This is a genomic window from Marinilabilia sp. (genome assembly GCF_016278715.1).
GTDB lineage: Bacteria > Bacteroidota > Bacteroidia > Bacteroidales > Marinilabiliaceae > Marinilabilia.
Window position 1 is genome coordinate 39,276 of record NZ_JADQBH010000042.1, and the last position, 14,006, is coordinate 53,281.

Genomic DNA, 14,006 nt, shown 5'->3' on the forward strand with positions numbered 1-14,006 from the left:
TCAAATTTTCAAAAATACAATTTAGACCGTTCCTGAAAAACAAAATGTTATGATGAAACCACTACTTACAACTTTAGTCATTTTTCTGTTAAATATCTTTTCTTCGTCTGCTTTTGACGTAAGTTATTTTAATACAGCGCCTTCTTCCGGATCTGTGTTGGTAAACGGAGAAAATGTTACAGTTAACTTTTTTTTCGAAAAGTATTATAGCAATGATGTAACTATTTATGTACGACCTTTTTCGGACGGATCATTAGCATCAAATTATGGAGCTTCCGGAGGAGTTCTTATTTCCGGTACTTCCGGTACAGGAACTTCAACTTTCACTATTACATCAGGCGTTGAGCAAGTTGATGCAATTCGGTTTACGGTGGTAGATGCTGATTCCGGAGCTGAATTAGACGTTATTTTCAAGACTGTTGACTTTGAATTTGTCCCACATCAAATCAGCAATATCAGTTTTGATAAACCATCGGGTTCAACGCTTGTGCATAGCGAGCAGGTGAATGTTACCTTTGATTATGCCAGTTCGCATGATGGTGATGTCAGGCTTTATGTCTTTCCCTACAGTAATGGCACCACAAGTCCGGATTCTCGCTACAACCCTTCGGGATTATATTCCACTCCGCGCGGCAGTGGAAGTGGATACTTCAGAATTGCCTCCGGAGAAGTTCTGGTTGATCAGGTAAAGATTTTAATTCAAAATGAAGACAACTCTAACGTTCTTCATGAAGAAGTAGTTGATGTCAGTTATGAATATGTTCCACACCTTATCAGCAATATCAGTTTTGACAAACCATCGGGTTCAACGCTCGTCCATAGCGAGCAGGTGAATGTTACCTTCGATTATGCCAGTTCGCATGATGGTGATGTCAGGCTTTATGTCTTTCCCTACAGTAATGGCACCACAAGTCCGGATTCTCGCTACAACCCTTCGGGATTATATTCCACTCCGCGCGGCAGTGGGAGTGGATATTTCAGAATTGCCTCCGGAGACGTTACGGTTGACCAGGTAAAGATTGTAATGCAAAATGAAGACAATTCGAATGTTCTTCATGAGAAAATTATTCAAAATAGTTATGACTATACTTCCTTTTATGTGGTGAATTTAAGCTACCTCCCGGCACCCGGGAGTATTCTGCAAATTGATGAATTTGTAAATATTGATTTTGGTTACAAGACTTCTGAAACTGGTGATTTCAAAGTCAGGGCAATACCCTTTAACGGAGGGAGTGAAATTGGAGATTACGATTCACCTGCTTCTATGGTTTATTCTTCCTCAGATGGAGATGGAAGCGTGCAATTCTCATTGGGTTCCGAAGGTACACAAATTGACCAGATTCGTTTCGAATTAGTTAGTTCCGATGAAGCGTTTGTACTGGGAACGCATATGGTTGATGCTCAATTTTCAACTGAAACAGTTACCAGCCTGGAAGATGAAGTGGAAGATGGTTCCGGAATTTCAGTATTTCCTATTCCTGCACGTGGCAATCAAATTGTGTTAAAGTCAACTGATGAAAAGGGCCATTACTATCTTATTGATATGAATCGTAAAGTTATTTCACAAGGCACTTTCGGTATTGGTAACAATCCTGTTAGCATTGATAATTTTTCATCAGGAGTTTATATCCTTAAAACTGTTACAGGAGAAGGAGAAGAAACCAGAAAAGTTGTAGTGCAATAAATCAATAATACATGGTTTAATCGATAGTTTTCTCAAGAATGCCTTTACGTCTGTAAATAAGGTACGAGATTAGCACCACGCTGAAGTGTGGTGTCTTAAAACCTCTAAATACACCTTTTTTAGCCCGCTTCAGCGGGTTTTTTTATTTCCAGACAAAAATATCCTAAAATCTGACCCATTTTTCCTCCTTTTGCGTGTATATCATATAAACAATTTAAGGAAATGGAAAATTAATGGCCCGATTATGAAGAAACTCAAATTTTACTACTCCCGAATTGCTGTGATTTTTTTGCTGATGTTGTCTTTTTCTGTTACAACAAAAGCGCAAAACCGACCTGTAAATGTCATTGTTCAGGTGATACCACCGTATTCTCCTTATTTTTCCGATTACATAGGAAATGATGGACGTTTCAACCCCCGTTTTAGCGACCTTATAATGGTGACGGTGCAAAACACCGATATGAATAATTCTTACCAGATAAAGTTGATTCCTGAAATTCAATCGGGGAATAATTTTAACGGAAGGATTTCGCCTGATTTCATCCCGGAGCGTCCTTTGTATCTTGAACCCGGCGAAGTAAGGGTTCTTAACCTTAGTGATCTCACCGCTGTTAATTCAAATTTGAGTTATGGTCATATCAATTTTTCAGGGATAAGTGAACGAACATTGATGCAGACTGGGGTTTTGCCTGAAGGAAATTACCAGTTGTGTATGCGGGCTTACGATTACAGAAGTTCGGCTCCTTTATCTCCCACCCAACCTCAGGGGTGTAGCGCACCTTTTTTGGTCATTCATCCCGACCCGCCGGTTATAACTTATCCGCCCGATGGGGCTACTATTGCGATATCGGATCCTCAAATGCTTCAGATTAACTGGACACCACCCGGTGGAGGGTCAGGAATGTATGAATATGATGTTCGTATGGTTGAGCTTTCCGCTTTTCAGAGCGATCCGTATAATGTAATGAACAACAGTAATCTGACATTTTATCGTGAGCAAAACCTGTTAACTCCCGCTTTGCTGTACGATATGAGTAAACCTGAGCTGGAACCCGGGAAAACTTATGCTTTGCGGGTTACTGCCAAAGATCCCGACAATGAGGTGCTGATAAAGAACGACGGCCGAAGTGAAATTCATGTTTTCACGGTGATGCCTGATACAACATCTACCACTCAGGTCGCTGATGATGATGTTTCTGATAACGATGGTTCTTTCCTGTGCGGAGGAGCGTGTGATTTTGATCTTTCAAATATTGATCAGACACCCGTGGATACTTTCAGTGTAGGCGATATTATTAAAGCGGGTCATTTCGATGTGGAAATTACCTCGGCCAACTGGTCAGGAAATACCCTCAACGGTGAAGGAAAAATATTGCCCGGCAGTTTTATTCCGGTTTCTGTTACGGCTGAGTTAACCAATCTTGAAATAAATGCCGGCGGCCGTATATTCGAAGGAAAAGTGCAGGCCATGGCCCAAAATACCAATTTTTCCAATCAAAGTATGCTTTCCGACCTGGGCGATCAAATTGATTTGCCCGACAGTGACCTTTCCGCACTTTATGATTACCTGAATGACCCCGGAAATCTTCTGGCCAATCTACAAAGCGATACGGAGGTTCAATTGCCTGTAGGCATTGGCACCCCCGGCGATTACTATAAAGTGGCGGTTGTGGGGTTAATTTTAAATCCCGACAAGGCTACTTTCAATACGGTTTCGATGATAAAACTTCCCGATGAACAGGATAAATACCTGAAACTGGGTTCCAAGAATATTTGTATCAATCCCGGAGGTATTGCCCAGACAGATTCGGCTACCATGTTCCTGATGGAGGATGTTCAAATCGCTATTTCAGATGATGTAAAACTTAAATTGTCTAAGAATGATGGCTCGGCAGGGACTTTTGCGTCCTTTGGCTGCGATGGTTTCGGACAAATATTTGCCGAAGGTGAATTCACTCTGTCACCGGAGGTTATCCGTTATGAAAATGCTGACGGGTCTCAAAATGAAACCGATTCGGTAAAACTATCTTTCGCCACCAGCTTTTCTGACTGGTCCGACTGGCTGGTTTCTGCTAATTTATTTAATCAGAGCCGGCGCTATCAGTTTCCGGAGATGGAGGATTACAGTTTCCGTATTCAAAATGCTGTTTTGGACCACAGTGATCTGCGCAATGATGCCGCGATGGTATTTCCCCAACAGTATGCTTCAACCGACCAAAATGCTACCTGGAAGGGGTTGTACATCAAAACTTTTAATATGATGATGCCCCGTTTTATCGATAAAAACGGGAATGAGCGTATTGAAGTCACCGGGTCAAATATCCTGATTGACCAGCACGGGGTTTCCACTTTTATAGAGGCCGATAATTTGCTTACCCGCAACGAGGGAAGCATCGGCACCTGGGAGTTTTCCGTGGATTATATGGCCATGGAATTAGTTGCCAGTCAGCTGGATTCGGCTGCCATGAGTGGCGAGATGCTTATGCCCATATCCGATTCTACTTTCAATTACAGCACGCAGCTAAGTTATTACAACGATGAACTGGATTATGATTTTAATATTGTAACCAACGATCGCATAAGTGTACCTATGTGGTATGCTCAGATGGACTTGTATGAATCTTCCGAACTCGACCTGTCCATCCGTAACAACAGCGATGTAACCCTTCAGGCTACATTGAACGGAAAACTGAGTCTCGACAGTGAGGTTGGCGACCTGGATAAGATTTCCATTGGCGGATTGGAGTTTGAGCAATTAATATTAAGAAACAAGCCCCAATATTTACGTCTTGATGGTGGTGTGGCTCTAGATGCTTCTACTTCTCCGGGATTATTGGGTTTTGGTGCCAATCTGGGTGATAATAACAATTCCGAAAACGGGGCCAGCTTTGACATAGGACTGAATGAGATTAGTGGTTCAAAAACTTCATTGTATCTCGATATGGGACTTAACTTTACCGGTTCGGGAAGTGCCAATTCTCTGTCGGGGCATACCCGGTTGAATCTGGAAGCCAACTACAATGCCGGCGAATTGAAGTGGGAAAGCAGCGATGTGTTTATTGAGGACATACGGCTCGATGCCAATATGGGTGTGATGAAAGTGCAGGGAATGATTAAGTTTTTCAAGGATGACCCGGTTTACGGCAAAGGTTTTCAGGGTTCCATTAATTCCCAATTTCTTGAAACCATCAGTGTCAATGCCAATGCTCTCTTTGGAAATGTTGATGATTACCGGTATTTCTATGTTGACGGCTCTGCCCGCTGGGGCGGTGGTGGCATAGGTTTCTTCGGGCTGGGTCTTTACGGCTTTGGCGGAGGATTTGCCTACAATATGCAGAATGAAAGGTTGCCAACCACCGATGAACTTGACCAGTCGGGTAGTTCGGTAAGTTCCGACTATCAGCCCGATGAAGGCTCTATGGGACTAAAAGCGACTGTAATTGGCGGACTTCAGGGAGATCCCCGCCCATGGAATTCGGACGTGACTTTTGAAGTGGCCTGGAATACCAGCAGTGGTCTGACCCGCCTGGATATGGGAGGAGATTCTTATTTCATGCAGGATATCATGAACCGCGCCAATCCGGAGTTTCTGGGAACCCTCGACATGTCCTACGATTTTAACCAGGGCATTTTTTCCGGGACCGCCGATAAAGAAATACGGATTCCGGCATCCGATCCCATGATTACCGGGGATATGCCGGCTCAGTTTTATTTTGATTTTCAACCCAATATGGGCCTTCGTGAATGGTACCTGAAATTGGGGGAACCTAACGACAGAATAAATACAACCGTGTCGCTTACTGATGACATCTCCTTTACCAATGGGTCTTATTTTATGGTAGGATCCAATATTCCGGGGATGCCACCGCCACCCGCTGAGATTTTAAACGAATTATCGATTACGCCACCCGACAGACCCAACCAAACGGCCATTGAACATGGCGCAGGGTTTGCCCATGGCCTCAAACTGGATTTTGACGTGAATAACCTGGATGCCGGTGTATGTTACATCGATGTTGGATTACTTGCAGGTTACGATATTTCAGTGATGAACTGGTCGAGAGCCGGTATTTTATGCAACGGCCGTTCCAGCTTCGGGGTCAACCAGTGGTATGCAAAAGGTCAGGTGTACTTTTTGGCAAAGGCTCGTTTTTACGGATGGGGTGGAACCTATTTCCGTACCAGTCTGGCCGCCCTGGCGCAGGGCGGATTACCCAATCCGTCGGGGATTAAAGGAAAAGTGCAGGCCACTTTCGATGTGGGCTGGAAAACCTGGAGTCCGTCCAAATCATTTTACATAGGTGAGATTTGTAACATGTCGGTTCCTGAAGATTCCGAGCCCGATGTGGTTAATCCGTACGAAGATGTGGAGTTTATCACGCGACTGACGCCGGATGAGGGAAATGAACAGGTTTCGCCGGTTGTTTCGCCCGAGGTGGAGTTCAATTATCCCGTCGATAAGGTCAAAGATTACGTCTTTTCCGATGGCATGGGCGGAACCCAGAGTGTCAGCTACAAAATAACTCACGATGTTTATATTGAGGAGAACAATGGCTCTCAGCGGGTTGATCTGGATGTAACACCATCATCAGATAATAAGAAACTTACCGTGTCGCTTAATGAGCAACTGAAGCCTGAGACAGATTATACAATTGTGGCTGAGGCAAAACTTTATCAGAAGAACCAAAATTCCTGGGAAGAAGTAACTGAAGGCAATCGTGTTGTGAGAGAAGTGAAAAGCCATGTTTTTAAAACCACCACCAAGCAAGAGATTGTGGATGCCGATATAACTGAATCTATTCCTGTAAGACGACAGCGCTACTTTAAGAAAGACGACCATCCGCAGGGAAGTATTGAATTTAAGTCGGATATGAGTGGTTTCTTCAGTCAGTTTCCCAATACGGACATTAAGGTGAGAATTGTTTCGTGCGATGGGGAGGAAAGTTATCTCGTGGATGCCACGGTCAGCTCCCGGCAGTTGACTTACAGCATGCCCGATTTAAGTCCCGAGACCATCTATAAACTGGAGGTGCTTGCGGTAGCATCTGATGAAGAACCGCAATCTCAGAACCATTCGGGATGGAGCCAGGGAGGTGATTTTGCCACATCTGTTTTGTGGGGTGGTAGTGTACAAAGTTATGTTGCCGATGATTCAAATTCTAATTCCGGTTCAAGTAACACAGCCTCTACCAGTACTATAAATACTAATGCCATTAGTGTCAGCACTGTCAATACCAACACAATTAACACTCAGGCAGTAAATACGAGTACTTCCGGTACCAATACCAGTAGTGTTAATAACATCAATACCGGGTCATTAAACACCAATATTGCAGCGGCTGATTTGGAAATTGATCCCACCCTGTTTGCTCCGGTGCTTCTGGAGTATCATTTTCGTACCAGTCAGTTTACTACGCTTTGGGCTAAAGTAAACAGTGTGACCAGTGCCAGTGCTGTTGTACACGATCAGAATGTGGGGGGGCAGCAGGTCAAAAAGCTGGAAATTCGTCTCAAAGGGCCTGAACGTTTTGAAGGTCATCAGGAATATCTGAACAATGAGCTCGAATTTGAAGATGTCAATTTCAGGCTTCAGCATAGTGGGGGGGTATCGGATAATTTCCTTCCCGGTTGGTACCTGAATGGTGAAAGTTACCCGGTTAGTCCGGCCCAATCGTGGACTACCAAGGCCAAAAATCAGGTGCTGCAACAGTCTTCACCTTATCAGGCCTTTGGACAGGAGCCTTACAAACTTCGGGGTTATTACGGATTTGGCACTTTGCCCTCGTATTTCGACGGGCCACTCTCCGACAATAATATCGAATATGGATGGGAGCCCGATTACAACAATACTTCCGGAGGCTCGGGCGGTAATTTAGGGACTTACAGTAATACCCAGAATGTGAATTTCAATAGCAGTTATTTCACTACCAATGTGAATTTTACTGATGGAATAGATTCCGGAAACCAGGACCTGACAACTGTTATGGCGGTTTATGTGGAACTGGAAAAGGAAATCTATCAGGAATTTGTCAATGAAACTGTTTCTGCAGTTGAAGTGGCCCGGCTATTTGGTAGCGGAAATCAGTCAGGGCCCGGACCAGGAGGTGTCAGAACTAATCCTGACGGAACCGCCGAATATGTACCAATGCCATCGGGCGCTTACGAATTATGGTTTAGCATATTCGGTGGAAGTACTGTTAACAAAACCGTTCAGTTTAATTTCTAATATTACTAGCTATGCGATATATCATCCTAACAATTTTATTTGGTTTTATTCCCCTGTTTTCTCTTGCCCAGGAGAACCAATCATTTGGTCTCTTTTCAAAGTATGAAGAGGGGAAAGTTTATCTGAAAATTCAACCACTTGAGGGCAGGGCCTGGTATCTGGGTAAAACCAATGGATATGTGATAGAGCGGAGAGAAGCAGGTTCAGAATCCGCATTCCAGCAAATTATCGAATCCCCGTTACTTCCCCTGCCTGCTGAGGAGATGGAGGCTTTAAGCGGCGATTTCCCTTTTGTTGGCGAATTGAAAGCCATTCTATACGATATGGAAACCGGGGCGCAGGCCGATGACACTAATTTTGCTGCTGTGGAAGCAAAGGAGGAGGAGCTGGAAGGGCGATTGTTCCTGCACTTTTACCTTTCGGCCATGTCGGAAGCCGCCAGTGAAGCGTCAGGTTTGCAATTTGTGGACCATTCGGTAGAGCCCGGGCGCAGCTATGTTTATCGTGTGCAGATAGCAGAGGAAGACCAGTACAGCAACCAAAAGGAGGTAAATACTTTTCGGGAAACCACCTACACCATTCCCGAGTTGAACCTCACAGGACTCGACAAAGCGGTGCGCATTAACTGGCACCATAAATCGTTTAAGAACAAATACATTGCCTATCGGTTAGAGCGGTCAACAAATGGCCGGGATTGGGAATATCTGGGAGACTCGCCCATTGTTTACAACCGCCGTGTGGCCGAAGATTCCGAAGACCTGGAGTTTGGGTATATCTATGAAGGCGACAGTTTGAGTGCAAATTATCAGCCTTATTATTACCGGCTTACAGTTATGGATTTTTTCGGGTATAGTGCCGGCCCGGGTCAAAGCTTCGAGGTTATGGGCCGCGATCTTGAGCCGCCTGTTCAGCCTTTCAATGTTGAGGCCGATTTTTCGCCGCAGGAAGGGATGAATATTACCTGGGATTATCCCGATGAAACCCGGGTGGATGACCTTGAAGGGTTTTTTATCGGAACAGGGGCGAGTCCTAATGGACCTTTTGATCCGTTGAATCAGGAGGTGTTGCCGGCCGAATCGCGCTCTTTTGTGCATTCTCAGCCCAATCAGGGCGGAAGGAATTTTTATATCGTTACAGCCATCGATACTTCCGGAAACTATAAACATTCACTTCCGGTTTATGAAATCATTCCTGATTCTCTTGCGCCAGCTGTCCCGCGTGAACTGGCCGGAACAATTGATTCCAGCGGTGTTGTGGAGCTCCACTGGCCCAAAGGCGAAGAAGCCGACTTAATGGGCTACCGGGTTTTTCGTGCCAATACCAGTGGTCATGAATATGTGCAGTTAACCAATGAGCCGTTGCAGGATACACTTTTTACCGATAGCATTTCTTTAAAAACACTGACCAGGCATATCTTTTACAAAATTGTGGCGGTGGATAATAATTTTAATCATTCTGATTTTTCCACACCACTGAAGCTTAACCGACCTGATATAATGGTACCGGTGGCGCCCAAAATTAAAGATGCACAATTGAAGGATGGAGCTGTTCGTATAGTCTGGGTTCCCGGAACCAGTCGTGATACCGAGGCAGATATCCTTTTAAGACAAACCGATGGAGTCTGGGATGAAATTGGTGTTTTTGAAGAAGGCGAAGAAACTTACACCGACCCGTTTCCAGCCAATCAGGAATATGTGCATTATGCCATGCTTTCGCGGGATGAAAGCGGCCTCTTTTCTGATACATCTCAGATACGAAGGGTTCGAAAGGTGGAGTTTTACAAAGTGAAACCTGTAGAAGCGCTCACTGCTGTTTATAACCAGGAAAACCGTCAGGTGGAATTGAACTGGAACCATTCCGGAAATGAGGAAGTGTATTACATCATTTTTCGCGGTGACGGGGAGAAAGGCATTCGCATGTACGAAACGGCTCCCGGAGACCGGCAGGCGTTCTCGGAAAAAACGCTTCAGCCGGGGCAACAATACTCCTATGCTGTAAGAGTAAAACGCGAGGATGGAAAAACCAGTCCGCTGAGTGAAAATGTGGAAGTGGTGGTTCCGGGAGGTGAGTAAAGGAATGCATGAGAGTAGCACCCCGGTTTAGCGGGGTGATCAAAAGTAATGGAATGGCCCCGGTGAGCCGGCTTCCCCTGGGCGTGTAGCCCCTGAAAGGATTGAATCTAACTTAAAACACTATGCGATATAAAATTATCATATTTTTCGTTTTTCTCTCATCATATCCAATTTTCGGGCAGGACTTAGAACAAGTTGGTGAAGCCGATCCGGTAGATTTAAGCGGATCCCTTTCACTCCAAACCGGATATTACAATACCAGTCTGAGCTACGATCGTCAGGATCCGTATGCATACAGTCTGATGGGCAGTGCTGTTTTGTCCTTATACGGATGGCAGATTCCTTTCAATGTGTCGTATGCCAATCAGCAATTCAATTCCGGAAATCCCTTTCAGCAGTTCGGGTTATCGCCACGCTATAGGTGGATGCAACTCCATTTGGGGTATTCCAGCATGTCATTTTCCCCCTATACCCTGAATAACCATACATTTCTGGGTGGCGGCATTGAGCTTACACCCGGCAATTTCAGGTTTGGGGTAATGTATGGCCGTTTGAGAGAAAAGCAGCAGCAATTGGAAGGACAGTACAGCAGTTTCCATATACCGGCATACAAAAGAATGGGCTATGGCGTAAAACTGGGATACGGAACTTCGGCGAATTTCATCGATTTTATTTTGTTTAAGGCAAGTGATGATACCACTTCACTTCAGTCGTCCGAAAACTTATCCGTTTTACCCTCCGAGAACCTGGTGATAGGCGTTTCGGGGCGGTTACAATTGTTCAAAGCACTAAGCTGGGAATTCCATACCGCTGGTAGTGCCTATACAAGAAATATGTATTCAAGGACTACGGAGGATGGTGAGGAATATATTCCCGGGTTGATTACTTCATTGTATCAGCCCAGAATTTCGAGCCGGTTCACTTATGCCGGACATACCTCATTGCACCTTCAGTTAAGAGGTTTCAGTATTAAAGGAACCTATAAACGAATACAGCCCGGATTTGCCTCCATGGGACTGTATTACATTACCGGCGACAAAGAGCAATACACCATAGCGCCATCGTTGCGGTTGTTTCAGGGAAGGGTGAGTATTTCCGGTTCACTGGGACTGGAGAATGACAACGTTATGAATACCAAGGCCGTTACGACTCATCGTCAGATTGGGTCTGCCAATGTGAATTGGAACACCCGTGGTGCATTTGGACTATCCATGCAATACTCGAATTATCAAATGAATCAGAGTGCAGCCCTGCTGGATTTGAACGATACCACCAAAATTGCCATGGTCAACCGAAATATTTCCGTCATTCCGCGGTTGACGTTCCGGCAGGAGAACAAAACGCACCAGATTACTCTTTTTGCCAATAGTCAGGGCCTCACCGATTACAACGATTTTACCAGCGATATGAGTGAAACAAGTACCTATACCAGTAATTTGAATTATTCGTTTCGCAATCGCGACAATTTTTTTAACACCAAAACCGGACTGAATCTTACGCGTCTAAATACTGCTCTTAGCGAAATTCGCCGATATGGATTAACCCTTGGGGTTGGAAAGGGCTTTTTTGAAGATAAACTGACAACCAATTTTCGCACCAATTACAGTCGAAATGAGGTTGATGGGGCATCAGCAGGATACATTCTTGGGTTTCATTTCAATTCCGGCTATAACTTACCTTCCGGACATGCCTTTTCGTTGATGTTGAAAGTTACCAAAAATGAAACAGAGAATAGGCGGTTTTCGGAGAATATGGCGAGGGTGCAATATACTTATCGGTTCTGAGAAAGTTAAAAGAGTTTGATGGAAGCCCGCTGAAGCGGGCTAATGGTTGAGGCTTGGAGGTGCCTTTAACACCCTGCTGAAGCAGGGTGCTAAACTCATACTCCTGAAACTGGCGGGGATGGATGCATTCATGAGAATATCACCCTGTTTAACGCGGTGTTATCATGTATCCTAACAGTTTCGGCCAGCCGGCTTCCCATTATTACTTTAAAGAAGCTTTAAGCCTAAGCTCAATGCCCCTGTTCCCGGCCAGTTCCTGCAATTGGCTAATGAAATATTGATTGGGATATTTCTGATTGTTGAGCGACTGAAATATATCAGATAATTGCTCTGCTCCCTTTTGGGTATTTACCGGACTTTGAGCCAGTATTTTAAGTGCAGAAGTGTACTCATATTTCCAATGGGTTTTGTCATGCAGACTACTAAAAATGGTCATTCCCTCAGTGGCAAACTTGTTGGCAAGGGTTCGCTTCTGCATCTTTAAATAATATTCGGCAAGCAAGGTTGCACAATCGCCCCGCCGGGAATGAATCGTATCAAATTTCTCCTCAAGGATGGCATAAGCTTTTTCGATGTACGGAAAGGCCTCTTCGGGTTTTTCGGAATCCATCAGGCTGCGTCCCAGCCGTGTAAGGGTAAAAGCAAGATTGGGGTGGCCCTCGGGATAAATATCTTTCTCCTCTTTATACACTGCCTGAAAAATTCTCGCGGCCTGTTCCGCCTTTCCCTGATTGAGATAGGCATCGGCCAGATTGTATTTCGAAATGGTGATTGATTTGATGTATTGGGGGTAATGTTCTTCTTTTATTTTCAATCCCCTTTTGTAGTATGTCTCGGCTTTTTCGGGCATTCCGAAGTAGGCATAGGTCAACCCGATGGTATTTAACCTGTAAGCTGTCCATACATGGTTTGCACCGTACTCTTTTAAGGAAATATTGTAGGCAGCCTGGGCGTAGGAAAGACTTTTTTCAAAGTTATTTTTCCTTTTTTGAATGCTGGACGCCGTATAGTATCGGTGAACAAGGTTTAATGAACTGTCGCCCGATACCTGTTTCGTTTTTTCGATGCACTTGTTCATGAAAAATTCAGCAGAGTCGAGTTTCTCCAGATCCAGATAGAGCGTTGCAATTTTTGCGAGGTCATTAATTAAATACTCATTGGTGGAGTCTTTCATTGAGGAATGCACCTTATAGGAGCGGAGCAAATACTTCCTGGAATTAGAATAATCACTTAATCTGTGATATATTTCACCCAACGTTGATTCCACAGAAGCAATTTTTATTGTTTTCCTGAAATCGTTTTCCTGTTCCATTCTGCTGAGTACTTCCTTGTAAAGGGGTACGGCTTTTTCGTAGTCGGATTTCATTGCGAATAAGTTCCCTAGTATTTCCAGATCATAGGTTAAATCAATGGGATGTGATTCGACGTTAATACTGTCAATTTGTAAGGCCTTGTTGATAAAATAAAAGGCGGTATCCAACTGACTGGTTTTCCGATAATAACTGGCATATTGTGAATAGATATCGCTCAGGTCGTGATGGTTATCGGGCTTCAGGGAGTCTTTTAAATGATGGGCATTTTTCAGAGCATCCAGACCTTTGTCGAATACCCCATTTTCTATAAAAACGGATGACATGGTAAGAAGTATTTCAGCTTTGATATCGGCATCAATGTGAGCTGAGTTGGTCAGTCGGCTGTAGCCCCTGTCAAGCATTTCATTAACTGTAATATCTTTTACAGAATTGACATAAGGGTCGCCAAGCGAAAAAACACTTTTCAGGTAGTTCGTGACGCCACGAGCCTTGTTGGCCTGAAGCTCGGCTTTTCGGGCATTATCCCGGGCTTTGTTTTTTTGCTGAGTAATGACAATGGTGTAATTTATCATAAGACCTGTGATGACCATCAAAAAGAAGGAAGCCACCCTTAATCTTATGCGGTTTCTTTTTACGAATTTAGATAGCAGGTAGTTGAACTGAAGACCTCTGACCTTTAGAGGCTGAATGTTGAAATAGTTCTCTATGTCGGTTTGTAATTCCTGTACCGTGCGGTATCTCTTATTGGGGTTTTCGCGAAGCGATGATTCGAGGAGCGCCTTTAAATCCCCCTTAAGTATGTGCGAGAGTTGCTTTGTACTTTGAAGTCCCCGTTGAGCTAGAAGGATTGTAATATCACTTTCCGGAATGGTTTTGAAAACCGTTGAAAGTGAAGAATTATTAAATTTGTTTTGAATATCGGGCCAG

General features: G+C 44.2%; 5 protein-coding genes. 4 read left to right on the plus strand and 1 reads right to left on the minus strand.

All coding sequences use genetic code 11. The features are described 5' to 3' along the window. The first annotated feature begins 49 nt into the window (after window positions 1-49). The 4 genes from QZZ43_RS03040 to QZZ43_RS03055 all read left to right on the plus strand — a co-directional run bounded on the left by QZZ43_RS03040 (window position 50) and on the right by QZZ43_RS03055 (window position 11,766). Complete coding sequence (locus QZZ43_RS03040; protein WP_291856131.1) at window positions 50-1,684, plus strand: T9SS type A sorting domain-containing protein; 1,635 nt, start codon at window positions 50-52, stop codon at window positions 1,682-1,684. A gap of 244 nt (window positions 1,685-1,928) precedes the next feature. Continuing rightward, complete coding sequence (locus tag QZZ43_RS03045; RefSeq protein WP_291856133.1) at window positions 1,929-7,910, plus strand: hypothetical protein; 5,982 nt, start codon at window positions 1,929-1,931, stop codon at window positions 7,908-7,910. 11 nt (window positions 7,911-7,921) lie between these two features. Continuing rightward, a complete protein-coding gene (locus QZZ43_RS03050) occupies window positions 7,922-9,982 on the plus strand; it encodes a hypothetical protein (RefSeq protein ID WP_291856135.1) in 2,061 nt (686 codons plus the stop codon). 122 nt (window positions 9,983-10,104) lie between these two features. Next, complete coding sequence (locus QZZ43_RS03055; protein ID WP_291856137.1) at window positions 10,105-11,766, plus strand: hypothetical protein; 1,662 nt, start codon at window positions 10,105-10,107, stop codon at window positions 11,764-11,766. Between the two features lie 202 nt (window positions 11,767-11,968). Here the strand turns inward: QZZ43_RS03055 and QZZ43_RS03060 are convergent. Next, on the minus strand, window positions 11,969-14,006 hold a 2,038-nt coding region (locus QZZ43_RS03060), incomplete at its 5' end, for a tetratricopeptide repeat protein (RefSeq protein ID WP_291856140.1).